The 20,365-nt window shown below is 63.9% G+C and carries 17 protein-coding genes; 12 read left to right on the plus strand and 5 right to left on the minus strand.

The genetic code is table 11. The annotated features are described in order from the left end of the window. Positions 1-5: 5 nt before the first annotated feature. Positions 6-1,205: an alanine--glyoxylate aminotransferase family protein gene (locus XH93_RS29380; RefSeq protein ID WP_194470162.1), complete on the minus strand. Its 1,200-nt coding sequence runs from the start codon at positions 1,203-1,205 to the stop codon at positions 6-8. A 134-nt stretch (positions 1,206-1,339) separates the two neighbouring features. Here XH93_RS29380 and XH93_RS29385 point away from each other — a divergent pair, with 134 nt between their 5' ends. The 3 genes from XH93_RS29385 (at position 1,340) to XH93_RS29395 (ending at position 5,594) form a co-directional block, all read left to right on the plus strand. Beyond that, the gene (locus XH93_RS29385; protein WP_194470163.1) at positions 1,340-2,092 is read left to right on the plus strand and encodes a GntR family transcriptional regulator; all 753 of its coding nucleotides are present in this window, start codon (positions 1,340-1,342) and stop codon (positions 2,090-2,092) included. Positions 2,093-2,194: 102 nt separating this feature from the next. Then, complete coding sequence (locus XH93_RS29390; protein ID WP_194470164.1) at positions 2,195-5,173, plus strand: FAD-binding and (Fe-S)-binding domain-containing protein; 2,979 nt, start codon at positions 2,195-2,197, stop codon at positions 5,171-5,173. After that, the gene (locus tag XH93_RS29395; protein ID WP_139863204.1) at positions 5,166-5,594 is read left to right on the plus strand and encodes a heme-binding protein; all 429 of its coding nucleotides are present in this window, start codon (positions 5,166-5,168) and stop codon (positions 5,592-5,594) included. Before XH93_RS29390 ends, XH93_RS29395 begins: the two co-directional genes overlap by 8 nt. A gap of 12 nt (positions 5,595-5,606) precedes the next feature. On the opposite strand, the gene XH93_RS29400 is transcribed toward XH93_RS29395, so the two are convergent. Then, positions 5,607-6,386, minus strand: a complete 780-nt coding sequence (locus XH93_RS29400; RefSeq protein ID WP_194470165.1) for an enoyl-CoA hydratase/isomerase family protein — start codon at positions 6,384-6,386, stop codon at positions 5,607-5,609. A gap of 67 nt (positions 6,387-6,453) precedes the next feature. Further along, positions 6,454-8,550 (minus strand): molybdopterin oxidoreductase family protein, encoded by a 2,097-nt coding sequence (locus XH93_RS29405; protein WP_194470166.1) that lies wholly within the window; start codon positions 8,548-8,550, stop codon positions 6,454-6,456. A 462-nt stretch (positions 8,551-9,012) separates the two neighbouring features. On the opposite strand from XH93_RS29405, the gene XH93_RS42850 reads away from it, so the two are divergent. Then, positions 9,013-10,878 (plus strand): calcium-binding protein, encoded by a 1,866-nt coding sequence (locus XH93_RS42850; protein WP_194470167.1) that lies wholly within the window; start codon positions 9,013-9,015, stop codon positions 10,876-10,878. 95 nt (positions 10,879-10,973) lie between these two features. On the opposite strand, the gene XH93_RS29415 is transcribed toward XH93_RS42850, so the two are convergent. Next, the gene (locus tag XH93_RS29415; protein WP_244626756.1) at positions 10,974-12,044 is read right to left on the minus strand and encodes an ABC transporter substrate-binding protein; all 1,071 of its coding nucleotides are present in this window, start codon (positions 12,042-12,044) and stop codon (positions 10,974-10,976) included. Positions 12,045-12,189: 145 nt separating this feature from the next. Between XH93_RS29415 and XH93_RS29420 the strand changes: the two genes are divergently transcribed. Both XH93_RS29420 and XH93_RS29425 read left to right on the plus strand, forming a co-directional pair. Then, a complete protein-coding gene (locus XH93_RS29420; protein WP_139863200.1) occupies positions 12,190-13,161 on the plus strand; it encodes a tripartite tricarboxylate transporter substrate binding protein in 972 nt (323 codons plus the stop codon). A 35-nt stretch (positions 13,162-13,196) separates the two neighbouring features. Further along, on the plus strand, positions 13,197-13,904 hold the full coding sequence (locus tag XH93_RS29425) for a substrate-binding domain-containing protein (RefSeq protein WP_194470168.1): 708 nt from the start codon (positions 13,197-13,199) through the stop codon (positions 13,902-13,904). A 13-nt stretch (positions 13,905-13,917) separates the two neighbouring features. On the opposite strand, the gene XH93_RS29430 is transcribed toward XH93_RS29425, so the two are convergent. Next, entirely contained in the window at positions 13,918-14,724 is an 807-nt protein-coding gene (locus tag XH93_RS29430; protein WP_194470169.1) for an SDR family NAD(P)-dependent oxidoreductase, read from the minus strand. Between the two features lie 97 nt (positions 14,725-14,821). On the opposite strand from XH93_RS29430, the gene XH93_RS29435 reads away from it, so the two are divergent. From XH93_RS29435 to XH93_RS29460, 6 genes are all read left to right on the plus strand, one after another. Then, the gene (locus XH93_RS29435) at positions 14,822-15,556 is read left to right on the plus strand and encodes a GntR family transcriptional regulator (RefSeq protein ID WP_194470170.1); all 735 of its coding nucleotides are present in this window, start codon (positions 14,822-14,824) and stop codon (positions 15,554-15,556) included. Positions 15,557-15,605: 49 nt separating this feature from the next. Beyond that, a complete protein-coding gene (locus XH93_RS29440) occupies positions 15,606-16,637 on the plus strand; it encodes a TRAP transporter substrate-binding protein (RefSeq protein ID WP_194470171.1) in 1,032 nt (343 codons plus the stop codon). 24 nt (positions 16,638-16,661) lie between these two features. Then, positions 16,662-17,174 carry a TRAP transporter small permease gene (locus XH93_RS29445; RefSeq protein WP_194470172.1) on the plus strand — a complete coding sequence of 171 codons (513 nt, stop codon included), beginning with the start codon at positions 16,662-16,664 and terminating at the stop codon, positions 17,172-17,174. A 16-nt stretch (positions 17,175-17,190) separates the two neighbouring features. Continuing rightward, positions 17,191-18,486, plus strand: a complete 1,296-nt coding sequence (locus tag XH93_RS29450; RefSeq protein WP_139485027.1) for a TRAP transporter large permease — start codon at positions 17,191-17,193, stop codon at positions 18,484-18,486. Positions 18,487-18,580: 94 nt separating this feature from the next. Then, positions 18,581-19,267 (plus strand): cyclase family protein, encoded by a 687-nt coding sequence (locus XH93_RS29455; protein WP_194470173.1) that lies wholly within the window; start codon positions 18,581-18,583, stop codon positions 19,265-19,267. Between the two features lie 26 nt (positions 19,268-19,293). Continuing rightward, positions 19,294-20,289, plus strand: a complete 996-nt coding sequence (locus XH93_RS29460) for a tripartite tricarboxylate transporter substrate binding protein (RefSeq protein WP_194470174.1) — start codon at positions 19,294-19,296, stop codon at positions 20,287-20,289. Positions 20,290-20,365: the final 76 nt, after the last annotated feature.

Genomic DNA, 20,365 nt, shown 5'->3' on the forward strand with positions numbered 1-20,365 from the left:
CGCCGCTATGTGGCGACCACCTTCAGATGAGGCGAGTTGCGCGGGCCGCGCTGCTCCAGAACTCGCATCGCGGCCTCGACGCCGCCCGCACGGTGCGGCACACCGGCGATCGACAGCCCCATCTCGACCCCGGTCAGCGCGCCGAGCAGTGTCAGTTCGTTGCACTCGCCGAGGTGACCGATTCGGAACACCTTGCCGGCGACCTTCGACAGGCCGGCACCGAGCGACATGTTGAAATTGTCGAGCACGACCTTGCGAAACTGATCGGCATCGTGGCCGGGGGGCATCAACACCGCGGTCAATACCGGTGAGAACTCCGAAGGCTCCTGGCAGAGCACTTCGAGCCCCCAATGGGTGACGGCGGCGCGGGTGGCGGCGGCCAGCCGCTGGTGGCGGGCGAACACGTTGTCGAGCCCCTCCTCGAGCAGCATCGCGATGGCCTCGCGCAGCCCGTAAAGCAGGTTGGTCGCCGGCGTGTAGGGAAAGAAGCCCTTCGCATTCGGCTTCAGCATCTCGTCCCAATCGAAATAGGAACGCGGCATCCGGTTGGTTCGCGACGCAGCGCGCGCCTTCTCCGAGATGGCGTTGAAACCGAGGCCGGGCGGCAGCATGAAGCCCTTTTGCGAGCAGCTGACGCTGACATCGACCTTCCACTCGTCATGCCGGTAATCGACCGAGCCGAGCGAGGAGATGGTATCGACCATCAGCAGCGCCGGATGGGCGGCGCGATCGATGGCGGCACGAATGTCGGCGATGCGGCTGGTCGCGCCGGTCGAGGTCTCGTTGTGCACGACCATCACCGCCTTGATGGCGCGCGCGGTGTCGTCCTTGAGCCGCGCCTCGATCTGGGCAGGGTCGGCGCCGCGACGCCAATCGCCGGGGACGAAGTCGACCTCGATACCGAAGCGGCCGGCCATCTGGCGCCACAGGGTTGCGAAATGACCGGTCTCGACCATCAGGACCTTGTCGCCGGGGGACAGCGTGTTGACGATCGCCGCCTCCCAGGCGCCGGTTCCCGACGACGGGAAGATCACCACCGGCCCGGCGGTCTGGAACACTTTGCGGCTGCCATCGAGCACCGCCAGGCCGAGTTCGGCGAATTCAGCGCTGCGGTGGTCGATGACGGGCATGTCCATCGCGCGAAGAACGCGATCCGGGACGGGGCTGGGCCCGGGAATCTGGAGGAAATGGCGTCCTTGATGCATGAGAACCTCCCAATCGGCGCAGCGCCGGGCTATTGGCAACCAATTTTGCATTCATTTTTTGTCTTTTCAATCGAATTTTGGTATTCGATCGAAGACATCGACGCGACCGCGCTGGCAACTTATTGTCCGAGATTATGAAATCCGCGATTCCCGAGACCGGGGTTCCGATCACCCAACCTGCCGCCGGCCAGGGCGGCGAGCGCCAGGAGGCCTCGCTCCACGGCGAGATCCTGCTGCGGCTGCGCGACCACGTCGTGGAAGGCAACATCCCTGACGGCGCCCGCGTTCCGGAACGCCAGTTGTGCGAAATGCTGGGCATTTCCCGGACGCCGCTGCGCGAGGCACTCAAGGTGCTGGCCGCCGAGGGGCTGATCGAACTCTTGCCCAATCGCGGCGCGCGGGTGCGCCAGCTCGGCCAACGCGACATCGAGGAGCTGTTCGACGTGATGGCCGGGCTTGAGAGCCTCGCCGGGCGCCTCGCCTGCGAGGTCATCACCGACGAGGAAATCATCGCGATCGAGCGGCTGCACTACGACATGTACGGCCACTACCTGCACCGCGACATGCACGGCTACTTCCAGATCAACCAGCGCATCCACGAGAGCATCGTCGCGGCCGCACGCAACGAAACCCTGCGCGCAGCCTACGCCAACTTCGCCGGCCGGATCCGCCGTATCAGGTACTCCGCCAATTTCGCCCGCAAGCGGCAGCGCTGGGCCGAGGCGATGCGCGAGCACGAGGCGATCCTTGACGCCCTGCGCCGCCGCGCCGGCAGCGAGCTCAGCGACGTCCTGTTCCAGCACCTGCGCAACAAGCGGACCGCAGCCATCGAGCACCTGGCTGAAGCGCAGGACGCAGCGCCTGAGACGGCGTCGCAGGACGGCTAGCTTGCTCATTATGAATTCATAATGTAACTCTCTAGCCAACAGAATGTATAATCCGTCGGACGCCGGTGCCGCCGTCGTTTCGTGGATCACACTGGATCTGGGATGAAGAACGCCTCATCGCTCGAACAGCGTCTGCGGTCGAACCTGACCGGCGACGTCTTCTTCGACGCCTTCAATCGCGGCCGCTATGCGACGGACGCCTCGTTCTACCAGATCATGCCGGCCGGCGTGGTGGTGCCCCGAACCATCGACGAGGCCTTGCGAACGCTCGCGATTGCCCGCGACGATGGCCACATCGTCACTCCGCGCGGCGGCGGCACCTCGCAGTGCGGGCAAACCGTCAACGACGGCATCGTGGTCGACTTCTCAAAACACCTGAACCGGATCGTCTCGCTGGACGTCGCCAATCGCTCCTGCGTGGTCGAGCCTGGCATCGTGCTCGACGCTCTCAACCGCCAGCTCAAAAAGCACGGGCTGTGGTTTCCGGTCGACGTCTCGACCGCATCGCGCGCGACCATCGGCGGCATGGCCGGCAACAATTCCTGCGGCGGCCGCTCGCTGCGCTACGGCACCATGCGCGACAACACGCTGTCGATGGACGCTGCGCTGGCCGACGGCACGCTGCTGCATTTCGGCGAGGTGCCGCGCGATCTCACCCGGGTCAATTCGCCTGAAAGCGGCCTAAAGCTGTTTCGCGACATGCTCGATCTGGGCGAGCGCGAGGCCGCCGAGATCGCCGAGCGGTTTCCCAAAGTGCAGCGCCGGGTCGGCGGCTACAATCTCGACGCGCTGGTGCCGCGCAATGCGCCGAACAATCTGGCGCACCTGTTGGTCGGCTCGGAGGGGACGCTGGCCTTCACGACGCAGGTCGCGCTCAAGCTGTGGCCGGTGATCCGTAACAAGGTGCTCGGCGTCTGCCATTTCGGCAGCTTCTATGAGGCGATGGATGCAGCCCAGCATTTGGTCAAGCTGCGGCCGATCGCCGTCGAGCTGGTCGATCGCACCATGATCGCACTCGGCCGCGATATCGCGATGTTCCAGCCGATCATATCAGCGGCGGTGCGCGGCGATCCGGACGCGATCCTGGTGGTCGAGTTCGCAGAAGAGGACCAGGCCGACAATCTCGCCCGCCTCAAGCAGCTCGGCGAGCTGATGGCCGACCTCGGCTTCGGCTGGGACAAGCCGCCACGTAAATGGGGCGGCGTGGTCGAGATCGTCGAGCCGGCGCTGCAGAGCGGCGTCGCCGATTTCCGCGCGGCCGGGCTCAACGTCATGATGTCGATGAAGCAGGAGGGCAAGCCGGTCTCCTTCGTCGAGGACTGCGCGGTGCCGCTGCCGCACCTTGCGGACTATACCGAGCGGCTCAACGCCGTATTCGCCAAGCACGGCACGCGCGGCACGATGTATGCGCACGCCTCCGAAGGCTGCCTGCATGTGCGCCCGGTGCTCAACCTCAAGCTCGACAAGGACGTCAAGGCAATGCGCGCCATTGCCGAGGAAGCCTTCGCGATGGTGCGCGAATACAAGGGCTCGCATTCCGGCGAGCACGGCGACGGCCTGGTGCGTTCGGAGTTTCACGAGGCCATGTTTGGCCGGCGCATCGTCGCCGACTTCCGCGAGGTCAAGCAGCGCTTCGATCCCGACAACACGCTCAATCCTGGCAAGATCGTCGATCCGCCGAAAATGGACGACCGCTCGCTGTTTCGCTACCGGCCGGACTATCGCGTCGCCGAAATGAAGACCGCGCTCGACTGGTCGGCCTATCCCGGCGCCGGCGGCGGCTTCCAGGGCGCGGTCGAGATGTGCAACAACAACGGCGCCTGCCGCAAGCTCGAGGGCGGCGTGATGTGCCCGTCCTATCGAGCCACCCGTAACGAGAAGGACGTCACCCGTGGCCGCGCCAACACGTTGCGGCTCGCGATCTCCGGTCAACTGGGCCCGGACGCGCTGGCGTCCGACGAGATGGCGGAGACGCTCAAGCTCTGCGTGTCCTGCAAGGCCTGCCGCCATGAGTGCCCGACCGGCGTCGACATGGCCAAGATGAAGATCGAGGTGCTGGCGGCTCGCGCCGCAAAGCGCGGCCTGTCGCTGCGCGACCGGCTGGTCGGCTACCTGCCCCGCTATGTGGATCTTGCGTCCCGCTTTGCTCCGCTGGCGAACCTGCGCAACCACAGTCCGCTGCTGCGCGCGCTGTTTGAAAAGTTCGCCGGCATCAGCGCCAGGCGTGCGTTGCCGGCATTCCGCCGCGATCCGTTCCGGCCCGACGCCGAGACGTTTGGCCCGCCGGATGGGCGCGAAGTCGTGCTGTTCGCCGACACCTTCAACCGCGCTTACGAGCGCGAGAATCTGGATGCCGCAATCGAGGTGCTGGTCGCCGGCGGCTATCGCGTGCACCTGCCGAAGCCGTCGGATAGCGGCCGGCCGCTGTGCTGCGGGCGGACGTTCCTGTCGGCCGGACTGGTCGAACAGGCTCGCAGCGAGTTGGACTGGCTGGTCGCGGCCTACGCTCCGTTCGCGGCCCGCGGTGTGCCGATTATTGGGCTGGAGCCGAGCTGTCTTCTGACACTGCGGGACGAGCTGCTTTCGCTGCGATCAGATGATGCGGCGAAGAGTATCAGCGCGCATGCACTGCTGTTCGAAGAATTCTTGGTGCGTGAAGCCGAGACCGGCCGCCTCAGCCTGCCGCTTGGCCCAGTCGGGGCAAAGGCGATGGTCCACGGTCATTGCCACCAAAAATCCTTTGGGGCCTTCAAACCCGTGGAGAAAGTCCTCCGCCTGGTGCCCGGCCTCGATGTCAAAACCATCGAATCGAGCTGCTGCGGCATGGCCGGCGCCTTCGGCTATGGTGCTGACACCTATCAGGCTTCGATCGAGATGGCGGAACTGTCGCTGCTGCCGGCGGTGCGCGGCGCGGACCAGGACACGCTGATCGTGGCCGACGGCACCTCGTGCCGGCACCAGATCAGGGACGGCAGCGGGCGCACGCCGCTGCATGTCGCCAGCGTATTGGCGATGAGCCTGAAGTGTGCGAAGTCCAGTTCCGAAACGATATCGCCGACAAAGGAAGAGGCCCATGGCTGAGCTCACCCTCGAAATTGCCCGCAAGATTCTCGATGCCGCCCTGGCCAAGGGGGTCGAGAAGAAGTTCAAGCCGCTGGTCATCACCATCCTCGACGCCCGCGGCGCCGTGAAGGTGACGGCGGCGCAGGACGGCACCAGCCTGATGCGGGCCGAGATCGCCCATGGCAAGGCCTATGGCGCGCTGGCGCTCGGAATGGGATCGCGGGCGCTGTTTCAGCGCGCGCAGGAGCAGGCGTATTTCATCGACGCGGTGAACACGCTGGCGCAGGGCCGCATGGTGCCGGTCCCCGGCGGCGTGCTGATCCTCGACGGCAGCACCCTGCTCGGTGCGGTCGGTGTCAGCGGCGATACGTCCGACAATGACGAGATCTGCGCGCTGGCCGGCATCGAGGCAGCCGGCCTGAAAGCGAATGCGGGCTGAGGCGCTCCCCGATTAACGTCCCGTCCATGACGGCTTGCGCTTCTCGCCGAATGCCTTGAGGCCTTCCTTCGCATCCTCGGTCATCGCGAGCAGCGCGATCTGGCTTTCGGTGTAGGCGATGCTTTCGTCAAACGACATCGAGGCAATCGCGCGCATCGCATACTTGCCGCGACGAATTGCGGTCGGTGATTTGTCGACGATGCGGCCGATCAGCCAATCGATCTTGGCGTCGAGTTCGGCGCTAGGCACGACGTAGTTCAGCAGTCCCGCCGCCTGTGCGGCGCGGGCATCGAACGGCTCGCCGGTCAGCGCCCATTCATTGACGAGGCGCGGCGGCGCGATCGATTGCAGCAGGCTCATCACCTGCATCGGAAACACGCCGACCTTCACCTCCGGCAGCCCGAACACGACGTGATCGGCTGCGACCGCCATGTCCGTCATGCACAGCAAGCCCATGCCGCCGGCCATGCAGACGCCGCCGACGCGCGCGATCGCCGGCTTGGTCGCGTCCTGCGACAGCCGCAACAGATCCGCGTAGTCGACATTGGGGCGCGAAAAATCCATCGAGAACGCCGCGCCGCTGTTCTGCAGATCGGCCCCGGCACAGAACGCCTTGTCGCCTGCGCCCGTCAGCACGATGACGCGCACGTCCTTGTCGTCATGAGCGTCGCGATAGCCCTTGGCAATGCCCGCGATCACGCCGGCATTGAGCGCGTTGCGCTTGTCCGGCCGGTTGATGGTGATCCAGAACGCCTGCCCGCGTTTTTCGAGAATGACGCTGTTGTCAGTCATGTGTGCCGCCTGTGCGCTGTTGCCAGAGCACATTTGCGGCCGGATCGGCGCCGACTGCAAGCGGGATTTACGCGGCGGGCAAGGCCTTCCTGACCCAGACCTTGTTGTCGTGGAACGCAGCACCGCCAACGGGTGCGACCACGTCGGCCCCGGTCAGCGTGTTGATGCCGCGGCCGCCGATGTGAGCCTTGTTCGGGTGGATCGACTCGGCGATCAAAACGCCGCGGCGCACGCCGTCGAACAGCTTCGCAGTCAGCGTGGTTTCGCCGCGCATGTTGCCGAGCGTCACCGCGTCGCCGTCGGCGATCGCGAGCGCCGCCGCGTCTTCGGGATGGATCATCACGGTCGGCACGCCCTCACGCGCCTGCGATCCCGGCGTTTCATTGAAGCTGGTGTTGAGATAGCTGCGCGAGGGCGAGGTCGCGAGCCGGAACGGATGCTGCGCGTCGGCTTCCTCGATGATGGTCCAATGGTCCGGCAGCCCCGGCATCTGGTCCCAGGGGCCGAGGCCGGGATTGCCCCACGGCGGATTGGCCCAGTCGGCCTTGAAATGGAATTTCTTGTCGGCGTGGGCGAAGCCGTCGAGATAATGCGAGGTGCGGAAATCCGGCTGCAGATCGCGCCAGATGTCGGCCTCGAGGCCCTCGATGCCGCCGTGGCCGCTCTTCTGCAGCGTCACGTCGATCAATTCGCGCGGCGACATCTCGAACCCGGGATGCACCGCGCCGAGACGCCGCCCGAGCGCCTGGATCACCTGATGGTTGGAACGGCATTCACCGGGCGGATCGATCAGCTTGGCCCCGACCGAAATGTGCTGATGGCCGCCGCCGTAATAGAGGTCGTCATGCTCCATGAACATGGTCGCGGGCAGCACGATGTCGGCCATCCCTGCGGTCTCGGTCATGAACTGCTCATGCACCGCGACGAACAGATCATCGCGCGCAAACCCCTCGCGGACCAGCGTCTGCTCGGGCGCCACCGTCATCGGATTGGTGTTCTGGATCAGCATCGCCTTGACCGGCGGGCCACCCTTCAAGGATTCGGCATCACCGGTCAGGATGCGTCCGATCTTCGATTGATCGAGCCAGCGCGTCGCGTGATCGATCGCATCATGGCCCTCGATCACGGCTTCATTGAAACGCCAGATCGCGGCGTTGTTGAAGAAGGCACCGCCGCCTTCATATTGCCAGGCCCCGGTTACCGCCGGGATGCACAGTGCCGCATGCATCTGCGCCGCGCCATTGCGGCTGCGGGTGAACCCATATCCGAGGCGGAAGAACGAATGCTTGGTCTGGCCGACCAGACGCGCGAACGCCTCGATCTCCTCGACCGGGACGCCCGAAATCGCCGAGGCCCATTCCGGGGTCCGGGTCTTGAGATGGGCTTCGAGCTCATCGGGACAGTCGGTAAATTTGTCCATGTAGGCGCGATCCGCAAGACCTTCGCGGAACAGGACATGCATGACGCCGCAGGCGAAGGCAGCATCGGTGCCAGGGCGCAGGATGATCTTGATGTCGGCCTGCTTCATCGTGTCGTTGTTGTAGATGTCGACCGCGGCGATCTTGGCGCCGCGTTCCTTGCGTGCGCGCATCGCATGCGTCATCACATTGACCTGGGTGTTCACCGGGTTGGTGCCCCAGATCACGACCAGATCGGATACGCCCATCTCGCGCGGATCGACGCCGGCGATCTTGCCGGTGCCGATGGCAAAGCCGACGCGCGCGATATTGGCGCAGATCGTCGAATAGAAGCGCGAATATTTCTTGACGTGGGACAGTCGGTTGATGCCGTCGCGCATCACCAGCCCCATGGTGCCGGCGTAATAATACGGCCAGACCGACTGCGCGCCGAACTCGCGCTCGGCCGCGTCGAACCGCGCCGCGATCTCGTCCAGCGCCTCGTCCCAGGAGATCCGTGCAAACTGGCCGGAACCCTTCGGCCCGGTCCGGCGCATCGGGTAGAGCAACCGATCGGGATGATGGATCCGCTCGGCGTAGCGCGCGACCTTGGCGCAGACGACGCCGGCCGTGTAGGTCTGCTGTTTGGAGCCTCTGACACGGCCGATCGAGCGGCCATCGATGACTTCGATGTCGAGCGCACAAGCCGACGGGCAGTCGTGCGGACAGGTGGAATGGCGGATGTCGACCTTGGCGTGCTGGTTCATGTCAAATAGGTAACATCAAATGACCTGTCCGCCGAGAGGCATTTTCCGCCCGGCTCGTGCGCAAGCCGGGCATGAGCCATGCTTCGGGCGGGCTAAGCAAGGCCGCCGCAAGGACCACCTTGCCGTTGACGCAGCGCACAGCGCTTCAGGGGAACCGGAGGTTGTGGCGGCCTCCGCGGCCGGCGCTTTGCACCGAGATCGTCTGATGGATCAGATCGCGCCTCGATTCGCGCAGTTCTTTCGTATGACGCGCAACGCACCGCAGATGCGAAGATCGGGAATGCCGGGTTGAATTTCACACAGCCGTCAAGGCACGACCACTAATTGGTAGGTGTCGACAAAGCTGCTACGATCGCTCCACACTGCAGTTGTCCATTGCGACAACTAAGGAGGTTGCTCATCGGCCTCCCTTCATTGCGGCTCTGCGCCAGACAGCGCCACCGGCATTTTGGGAGTTGGAAAATGTACATCGAAGGAACAGACGGCCCCGACAATCTCAACGGCACCGACTCAGACGACCAGATCAACGGGAAAAAGGGCGATGATTTCCTGTTCGGCTTGGGCGGAGCCGACCTCTTCACGTACTCCACGGGGCACGACGTCGCCAGCAGCGATGGTAGCGACGGCGTCGATGGCGGAACGGGCTACGACACATTTCAGGCCAACGTCGATTACGTCACGTTCTTCAGCGGCCGGAACGGCTACGTCGGACCCACCTACTACAATCTCGGTGCAGGCAGCGAAGGTTCCGCTGTGTTCACGCTGTCGCAGGATTGGGCGAATTTCAACACCGCGACCGGTGGCACCTACCAGTCGACCGTCACGCTGAAAGGCGTCGAGAATTTCACCTTTAGCGCCACGCATGATCCGGCGCCGCCATCCAGCTACCCGGTTCTGTACTCGACGGATGATCGTGTGACCGTCGGCGATCTGTCATCGGCCGGGCTGACCGGTCAGATCATCTTCTACACCGGCTCAGGCAACGACAATCTGGACGCGCACGCGGCGACGACCCCGATCATCGCAGTGGGAGGATCGGGAGACGACACGCTGACCGGCGGTTCCGGCAACGACACGCTCTATGGCCAGGATGGCAACGACATATTGACCGCGGGCGGCGGATTGGACACGCTCGTCGGCGGCACTGGCGACGATACCTATTACAGCAACAACAACCCCAACACGATCCTCGAGCAATCGAACGAGGGCTACGACACCCTCTACACGACCGACACGTATGCGCGGCTCGTGAACAACGTCGAGAAGCTGCAGTACACCGGTAGCGCGGATTTCATTGGCCTCGGCAACGCTGGTGACAACTGGATTCAGGGCGGTAACGGAGCGGACTATCTCATTGGCCTTAATGGCAACGACACGCTTTACGGAACGGGAGGCCTTTCGAACACGCTTCAGGGCGACACCGGAGACGACACCTATATCGTCGAGAATCCCGGCGACACGCTCGTGGAGTTCGCCAACGAAGGCCACGACACCGTTCTCACCACGCTCACCCAACTGACGTTGCTGCCCAACTTCGAGGATCTGCGATATTCCGGCACGGGTAATTTCACCGGCACTGGCAACGATGCCGACAATTCAATCCGTGGCAACGTCGGCAGCGACCACCTTATCGGCCTCGGCGGCAACGACACGCTCGATGATGGCGGCGATGGGGTGAATTTGCTTGAAGGCGGCAAGGGTGACGACCTGTACATCGTCGGAAGCTCTGCCGACACCATCACCGAATTCGCCAATGAAGGCCACGACACGGTGCAGACGACGCTGTACTCGTTCGCCCTGCCAAGCAATGTCGAAGACCTCACCATTCAAACCGGCATGGGACCATTCACCGGCAACGATCTCGCCAACGTCATCCGCGTCCTTGGTGCGGCCTCGGGGGTCGATGCCGGCGGCGGGAATGACACGGTGATCGGCGGCACGGGCAACGACCTCCTCTATGGCGGCGCCGGCAACGACACGCTGACCGGGGGGCTCGGCGGCGATGAATTGACCGGAGGCAGCGGTGCCGATCATTTCGTGTTCACGACCGCCAACGATGCCGTCGACCTCATCCACGACTTCAGCCGCGCCGAGGGTGACAAGATCGACGTCTCGCAATTGCTCAGCTCACTCGGGCCGGTCGGCGCCGATCCCTTCACCAACGGCGTGCTGACGTTTCAACCTATTGCCGCATTTGGCAGCACAGGGGCACCCGCGACACGCGTGCTGCTCGACGTCGACGGGTCGGCCGGTCCGGCAGCGCCGAGCTCGCTGTTCGTCGCACTCGGCGGCACCGCCGTGTTCGACCACAGCGATTTCATCGTGTAGTCGCCAGCCGGGCACGCACCATGCTCAAGTGATTGCCACGATCCTCTCCGCCAGCACCTCACGATGAGGAGCCCGGCAGGACGAGATCGCGGCAATCAGACGCGAAAAATGCGCGTGTACCGCGACTTGATCGATTCCCCTTCCCGCTCCACCGCTGCGGCGTCGTCCTTCATTGTCTTGATGTCCTTCAGCGGCTTGCGTCCCGGCTTTTCCTGGGCCTGTGCATGCACGGAGCGCAGGCCGCCGATATCGACGTTGAGCTGCTGCCCCTCGCGCCCGAGCGCGAACGCCTGAAACAGCCTTGCGGCGCTGGGATGCGGACAGTCCTTGAAGACACCGTTCGGTCCGACGATCATCGGAGAGCCTTCGCTGGCATAGACCGGCTCGACCGGCCGCCCTGCCTCCTTGATCTGGAAGATGTTGTATTCGTTGCCATCGGCCATCACCGCCCGCTCGCCGAGATCGAGCTTCTTCGGCGGATCGGTCGAGGACTGCACCTGCATGATGTTCTGCTTGGCGAGCTTCTCGAAATAGCCCCAGCCGAGATCGCGCTGCATCTGATAGGTCGCGGTCATGATGGTGCCGCTGTAGCCGGGATGCGCCTTGACGATCTTGCCCTTCCATTTCGGATCGAGCAGATCGGCAAAGCTCGTCGGCGCCTCCTCGGCCTTCACCAGATTGGTGTTGTAGGCGATGATCGACAGCCAGACCCGGAAGCTCGCGAACTGGCCGTCCGCATCGCGATGCTCGTCCGGATAGTACTTTGCGACCTCCTCGGGAACGTAAGGCGCAAGCAGGCCGTCGCGCTTCCAGACGATGAAATGCGCGGCATCGGAGGAGTTGACGACGTCGACAGCATGAATGTTGCTGGCGTATTCCTGGCCGACCCGCTGGAACACGCGCTCGGCGCCAGTACGCTCGACGCGCACGGCGATGCCCGGATATTTCGCCTCGAACGCCCTTGCCAGTTTCTCGGCGACCGGCAGATCGGTCGAGGTGTAGTAGACAACCTGTCCCTCTTTCTTAGCGGCCTCGATCAGCGCAGGCGTGACCGGCTCGGCCGGAGGCGCGGCGGCCATCACCCGCGTCGAAAAGGCGGCACCCGCCAGCACCGCGCCGGACGCCTTCAGCACATCGCGGCGCGACAATCCCGAATGTTTCCTCATGTGTTCCCCCGCACGTGATGGCGAAGTTGATACACCGCCCTGCCGATCTTATTCCGACGCAAGAGAATGAGTCTGTCGTCGACAGCGGCTTCAGGTTGCAGCTAGACTTGTGATTAAGAAACAAGACTAAAGTCGGGGGAGAGCAATGGCGAGCGTACGGAACGTCTTGGTGCTCGTCGTGCTGCTGTGCATCTTGATGGCCGGCACGCATGCAGGCGCCGAAGATTATCCGGTGCGCCCGGTCAGGATCGTCGTTCCGTTTGGTCCCGGCGGCCCAGCCGACGTCGTGGCGCGACAGATCGGCAGCATTTTGCAGGAAGGCCTCGGCCAGCCCTTCGTGGTCGAGAACCGGACCGGCGCCGGCGGGGTGATCGGCACGCTCGAGGTCGCGAAGGCGCCGGCCGATGGCTACACCCTGCTCATGATGTCGAACACCCAGACCGCAAATGAATCGCTGGTACCGCAGCGCAAATACGAGCTGATGCGCGACCTGGCGCCGATCGCACCGCTGAACTCTTCCGATCTCGTGATCGTGGTCAGCCCCGCCGTGCAGGCGAAGACCCTGCAGGAGTTCATCGCGCTTGCCAAATCGCAGCCGGGAAAACTGAACTATGCCTCGTCGGGTCAGGGCACGCCCTATCACATGGCGGGTGAATTGTTCAAAGCCATGGCGGGGATCGATATCGTGCACGTGCCCTATCGCAACAGCGGCGAAGCCCGGAGTGGCGTCATCGGCGGCCAGGTGCAGATGATGATCGATGCCGTTCCCGCGATGGCCCCCAACATCGCCGAAAACCAGGTCCGCGCTCTCGCAACCACAGGCAAGATTCGCTCGGCGGTGCTGCCCAGTGTTCCAACGGTCATCGAGGCCGGCGTTTCCGGTTATGAGGCGACGATCTGGCTTGGCCTGATGGCGCCCGCCGGTACACCGAAGCCGATCATCGACAGACTGAACCAGGCCGTGAATGCGGCGATCAAGCGGCCGGAGGTCGGAAAGCTCTGGGCGGCCCAGGGTGCGCTGCCGATGGCGATGACGCCGGAGCAGTTCGACGCATTCCTGCGCGGCGATATCGTGAAGTGGGCCGATGTCGTCAAGAAGTTCGAGAAGCCCCAGTAAGCGCGGAGTAGAACCGTGGCCATGGAATAGAGCGTATGAAGAACTTGAACATCCTCAGCGGCGGCGCGGCGCAGGGCCTGGTGGGCAGCCTCGCGCCGGCGCTCAAGGCCGAAACCGGCTTCGACATTGCCGGCGAGTTTGGCGCAGTCGGCGCCATGGCCGAGAAGTTGCGCGCCGGCGCACCGGCCGACATCGTGATCCTCACCGCGGCCCTGATCGGAATACTCGCCGACGAAGGACTGGTCGAGCGCAGTTCGATCGCCGACATCGGCCGGGTTGCAACTGCACTTGCCGTTCGCGCCGGCGACCCGCTCGTGCGCGCCGAGGACGCCGCCAGCCTGCGCAGCACCCTGCTCGCTGCGGACGCGATCTTTGTGCCGGACACCAAGGCATCCACGGCGGGAATTCATGTCGCCAAGGTTCTCGCGCGACTCGGCATCGAGAGCGACGTCGCCGAGCGGCTGAAGGTTTTTCCAAACGGCACGACCGCGATGCGGCATCTGGCCGATTCCGACGCGCGGCGGCCAATCGGCTGCACGCAATCGACCGAGATCATCAGCAACAGCGGCGTGGTGCTGTCAGGCGCGTTGCCGCCGGGATTTGAGCTTGCGACCATGTATACGGCCGCCATCGCAACACGGGCATCGGCCGTATCGCAGGCGCAACGTCTCATCGAGTTGCTGACGTCGTCAGGCGCAGCGGAGTTGCGTAGCCGCGCCGGCTTCGTCTCCGAATCTGGATAGCGAATGCCGCGGCTTAACGCGCCAGTTGCGTCAGGCCCGTCGGCGGCCCGTCGACCGCGGTCCAGCCGCCATCGACGAACAGCGTGCTGCCACTGACATAGCTTGCGGCGTCCGATGCCAGATAGGCGACCGCGGTCGCGACCTCATCGGCACTGCTCCAGCGGTTGAACACGGTGTGTCCGGCATAGAGGTTGTAGATATCGGGCCGTTGCTTGAACGGTCCGGTCAGCGCGGTTTCCGCGATGCTTGGTGCAATCGCGTTGACCCGGACACCGGCACGTCCGACCTCGGACGCAAAGCCCTTCACCAGGAGCCCGATCGCCGCCTTGGTCGATCCATAGACCGCAAGCCCCGGCTCGATGGTCACCGCGCGCACCGACGAGCAGGCAATGAGGCTGCCGCCCTGCTGGCTGACCATGATGCGGCCGAACGCCTGGAAGAACCACACCGTGCCCTTGATGTTGAGATTGATGACGCGATCGAGATCCTCCTCGGTGTAATCGAGGATGGTCTTGCGGATATTCAGCCCCGGCGTGGTCACGGCGATGTCAATGCGCTGAAATTCCGCGAGCGCCTTCGCCGCCAGCGCCTCGACGTCGGCACGGTCGGCCGCATCGCAACTGGCCGCCGTCGCCGCTCCACCCTGCTGACGGATCGCATCGGCGGTCGCGGCCGCGCCCTCCTGCGTTCGGTCGGCGCACAGCACCCGCGCACCCAGCGACGCCAGCGCCTCGGCCGAGGATTTTCCGATGCCCGAGGCCGCGCCCAGCACGACGGCCGTCTTGCCGGTGAGATCAAACAGCTTGCGATAGTCGGTCACGCGAAAACTCCCTTCAGTGGCAGACGCCAGGTCCTACCCGCTCCAATTGCCTTTCGGTTCATCTTCATATACTAATATATCAGATTTGGGACCGGAAATGCCCGCACGCGCGCAGAAGAAATCCGAACTCCGTGCCTTGGCCGGCGCGAGACGCGCTGGCCGGCCCCGCACCGCCACCGCGGCCGCCCGGATTTATGCCGACCTGCGCGCCGAGTTGGTCTCGTTACAGCGCCGGCCAGGCGATCCGATACCTGAAACCGAAATCGCCCTCTCCTATGGCGTCAGCCGAACGCCGGTGCGCGAGGCGATCTTGCGGCTGGCTGATGAAGGCCTGGTCGAGATCTTCCCGCAATCCGGCATCTTCGTGTCGCGCATTCCGCTCGCCGCGCTCCCCGAGGCGATCATCGTCCGCAGGTCGCTGGAAGAGACCACGACCCGGATGGCGACCGAGCGCGCCAGTTCCAGCCAGATCCTCGGCCTGCATTCCATCCTCGAGCGTCAGCGCGAGGCCGATGCGGCGGATGATCGTGAGGCATTCCATCAGGCTGACGAAGCCTTTCACGCCAGCATCGCCGACATCGCCGGACATCCCGGCATCTGGAAGCTGATCCTTCAAGTCAAGGTCCACGTCGATCGCTTTCGACGCCTCACCCTGCCGCAACGCGGGCGAATGGCCGAGGTCATCGCCGAGCACGAGGCCATCATGGCGGCGATCGAGGCGCGCGATTCCATTTCTGCCGGAGCTGCGATGGCCAGGCATCTCGAACGGCTGCTGGCCGACATCTCCGCCACCCGGCACAATAATCCGGAGTTCTTCGACCAACAAAGCTAGCGACCGCGGCCAAAAAACCAACGAGCCCGGCATCAGGGAAGGAAACGACATGGACGATACACGTCGATCGCAGCGGCGTCTGGCGCAGCTCAACCGTCGCGACTTCATCAGGCTGGGCGCCGGTCTTGGCGCGGCAGTCGCGACGTCAACGTCGGCAACGCATGCCCAGTCGAAAGCGGTGTTCAAGGCCTCCGACGTGCAGCCTCCGGGCTACCCGACCGTGGCGGCGACGGAAAACCTCGGCAAGAAGCTCGCGGCCGCAACCAACGGCCGCCTCTCGCTGCAGATGTTCCCTTCGATGCAGCTTGGCGGCGAGAAGGAGACCATCGAGCAGACCCAAATCGGCGCGATCCAGATGCTGCGCGTCAGCGCCGGATCGATCGGCCCGATCGTCGACGACATCAATGTCGTCAACATGCCGTTCCTGTTCAAGAACATGGCGCATGCCGAACGGATGATGGACGGTCCCATCGGGCAAGACCTGCTCGACAAGATTACCGCCAACCCGAACGCCGGCCTGGTCGCGCTGTGCTGGATGAATTCCGGCGCGCGCAGCCTCTACAACACCAAGCGCTCGGTCAAGGCGATCGCCGACATCAAGGGCCTCAAGTTCCGCGTGATCGGCAACCCGATCTTCGTCGACATGATGAACGCGCTGGGCGGCAATGGCGTCGCGATGGGCTACGATCAGGTGTTCAGCGCGCTGCAGACCGGCGTGATCGACGGCGCCGAGAACAATCCGCCGAGCTACGTCTTCAGCAACCATTACACGGCGGCGAAACACTTTTCGCTCACCGAGCACCTGATCGTTCCCGAGGTGCTGGTGTTCTCGAAGCGGACCTGGTCGACCCTTACGGCCGATGACCAGACGCTGATCAAGAAGCTGGCGCGCGAGGCGCAGATGGAGGAACGCGTGCTCTGGAACGAATATGAAAAGCAGGCGATGGAAAAGGCCAAGGCCGCCGGCTGCGAGATCGTTGAGATCGCCGACAAGGCTCCGTTCCAGAATGCGGTCAAGCCGGTATGGGACAAGTATGGTCCGAAATACCAGGACATGATCGCGCGTATCCAGTCGGCCTGATCCGGCATTGCACGGGACATCGAGATGGCTCGATCATATCGCCGCGCAATGGACATTCTGTATCGGGCTTGCGTCATCACCGGCTGCGTAGCCCTGGTGCTGATCTCGGCCGTGATCCCCTGGGCGGTGTTCACGCGCTATGTTCTGAACAGCGCCGCCTCCTGGCCCGAGCCGCTTGCGGTTCTCCTCACCATCGTCGTGACCTTCGTCGGCGCGGCGGCAGGCTATCGGCTCAACCTGCACATGAACGTCGGCTATTTCGCCGGCAAGCTGCCGGACCGGCTCCGGTCCCTCGCCGAACTGGCCGTGCAGCTGCTGATGGGACTGATCGCGCTGTTCATGATCATCTGGGGCTGGCGGCTCGTCGAGGTGACCTGGCACAACACCATCGCAGACTTTCCATTCCTTTCGGTCGGCGTCACCTATCTGCCGATCCCGGTCGGCGGCCTTTGCCTGCTGCTGTTCATCATCGAGCGGATTTTCCTCGGCGTTCCGCCCGACCAGATCGGACAGCATCGCGAAGTGCCAATCGACTGATGGCGCGAGGAAATACATGGATATCTTCATCCTGCTCGCGACGATGCTGATCTGCTTCCTGATCGGGATGCCAATCGCCTACTCGCTGGCGATGGCGGCGATCGTCGGCGCGCTGTCGATCGGGATTCCGCTCGAGGCCGTGATGCTGAAGATTTCGGACGGCGTCAGCAAGGTCGCGATGCTGACGATTCCGTTCTTCGTGCTGGCCGGCGCCATCATGGCCGAAGGTGGCATGGCCCGACGCCTGGTGGCGTTCGCCGACGTGCTGGTCGGCCTTACCCGCCTGCGGGGCGGGCTCTCGATCGTCAACGTGCTCGCGACGACATTCTTGAGCGGCATTTCGGGCTCGGCCGTCGCCGATACTTCCGCGATCGGCTCGGTGATGATTCCGCAAATGGAAAAGAACGGCTATCCGCGGGTCTTCGCCACCAACCTGACGATCACCTCGTCGGTGCAGGCGCTGCTGGTGCCGCCGAGCCACAATGCGGTGCTTTATTCGCTGGCCACCGGCGGAACGATCTCGATCAGCGCCCTGTTCATGGCCGGCGTGTTCCCCGGTCTCCTGCTCGGCTTCTCGCTGGTCGTGCTGTGCCTTGCGATCGCCTACCGCGAGAAACACCCGCATGGCCAGGCCGTGCCGGCCAAGGACGCGATCCGGATCGCGATCGATGCGTCCTGGGGGCTGATCACGCTCGTGATCATTTTGGGCGGCATTCTCGGCGGCATCTTCACCGCAATCGAGGCCGGTGCCGTCGCCTGCATCTGGGCCTTCTTCGTCACCATGTTCATCTATCGCGACTACCGCTGGCGCGACCTGCCGGTGCTGCTGCACCGCACGCTGCGGACGGTTGCGATGGTGATGACGCTGATCGCCTGCGCCTCCAGCGTCGGCTACATCATGGCGCTGACCCAGATGCCGGCCAAGATGACGGCCTTCTTCCTGTCGATCTCCGACAACAAATACGTCATCCTGTTCCTGATCAACGTTCTGCTGCTCGTGCTCGGCACGCTCGTCGACATGGCGCCGTCGATCCTGATCGCAACGCCGATTCTGTTGCCGGTGATGAAGAATTTCGGCGTCGATCCGGTTCATTTCGGCATGATCATGCTGCTCAATCTCGGCATCGGCCTGTGCCATCCGCCGGTGGGCGCGATCCTGTTTGTCGGCTGCGCGGTCGGCAAGGTCACGATCGAGCAGGTGATGCGCAAGATCTGGCCGTTCTACGCAGTGATGTTCTTCGTCCTGATGTGCGTGACTTACCTTCCGGAAATCTCGCTGTGGCTGCCGCGGCAGCTCCAGGTCCTTCACTAAAGCGATACACGCATCTTGCGGAGTTGCGGCAAACGCGTCAGCATTGCGCCTAGAAGCGCGCCTGCGCCAGCTCCGTCAAGAAAGGGCACCCGCTGTGAGGATCGTCGACCTGAGCCGAGAGCTCTATCACCGGACCCCGAGCTACCCCGGCCATCCGCCGATCATACACGGCATGTGGAACACCCACGAAGAGGCCTACGCGGAATCGAGAAACGTCTACGGGTTGGCGTCGATGTTCATCTCGATGGCCGATCACGGCGGTACCCACATCGATGCGCCCCGGCATTTCGGGCCGAACGGCATATCGATCGATCAGTATCCGCTGGAAAAATGCATTGTGCCGGGTATCTGCCTCGACCTGCGTCATATCGCGCCGCGCGCCGAGATTACGCCGGCCGATCTGGAGGCGGCCGTGAAGACAGCCGGGGTGCCGGTACCGAAGGCCGGCACCGTGCTGCTCTGCACCGGCCACCATGCACGGACGTTTCCGCGCAAGGAATACTCCACCGACAATTCCGGCGTGAACGTCGCCGCTACCGAATGGCTCGCAGGGCATGGCATCGTTCATTTCGGCATTGACTCGATGCGTCCGGGCCCCGAGAGCGACGTGAACCTGCTGGTTCACAAGGCCTGCCTCGATCTCGACATCACCCACATCGAAAGCCTGTGCAATCTCGAAGCGTTGCTTGGCCAGGGACAGTTCACCTTCATCGGCCTGCCGATGAAGTGGCGTGAGGGAACGGCCTCCCCGATCCGCGCGGTGGCAGTATTTGACCTGTAAGACCTGATGCGGCTGAGGGACATCGGATGACGGGCAACAGAACCAACCTTCTTTCGCGCCGCGCAATCCTGGCAGCGGGTGGCGCAGTCGCGATTGCCGGCGTTGCAAGACAAGCGAGAGCGGCCGGCTATCCGGAACGACCGATCAAAATCATCGTGCCGTTCGCGCCGGGCGGACCGACCGACATCATGGCCCGCATTCTCGGCACCCATCTCGGAGAGGCACTCAGCGGCACGATCGTGGTCGAGAACCGCGCGGGCGGTGGCGGCAATATCGGAATCGGCATTGCGGCGCATGCCGAGCCGGACGGCTATACGCTACTGATCACGTCGAGCGCCTATGTCGTCAATCCCGGCCTTTACGCCAAGATCCCATACGATCCGGACAAGGACTTTGCGCCGATCGCTGAGCTCGGCACCTCGCCCAATGTGATCCTGGTCAACCCGAAGCTCGGGATCAACTCGGTCGCAGACCTGATCGCACGCGCGAAGGCCAATCCGGACGAGCTGAACTATGCCAGCCCGGGCCTTGGGACGACGCCGCATCTGGCCGGCGAGCTGTTCAAGATCGTCGGCAACATCCAGATGACGCACGTCCCGTTCTCCGGCGCCGGTCCGGCGATCCAGGCGATCCTGGGCGGCACCACCCAGGTTGCCTTTGCGGCACTGCCGCCGGCACACCCGCACATCGCGTCAGGGGCGTTGAAGGCGCTTGCCGTCACCGGAGCCCACCGCTGGTTCGACCTGCCCGACGTGCCGACCATGGTCGAGCTCGGCTACAAGGATTTCATCTCCGACACCTTCCAGGGATTTCTCGCGCCGGCCCAGACGCCGGCTTCCGTCGTCGAGCTGCTGTCGGCGAAATCGATCGCAATCCTGAAGACGCCGAAGATCGCCGACCAGTTGCGCAATGACGGCTTCGAGGTGCTCGCCAACGGACCCGACGGCATGCGCAGGCGCATCACGGATGAAGTTCCGAAGTGGCGCGACATCATCACGAAGGCCGGGATCAAGCCGGTCTGATCAAGATTGCGCGACACGCACAGCGTGCAGCTTGCGAGTGCTCACCGGTATCCATACGCTGCCCCACAACAAGAAC

The sequence above is a fragment of the Bradyrhizobium sp. CCBAU 51753 genome (assembly GCF_015291565.1).
GTDB classification, from domain to species: domain Bacteria; phylum Pseudomonadota; class Alphaproteobacteria; order Rhizobiales; family Xanthobacteraceae; genus Bradyrhizobium; species Bradyrhizobium ivorense.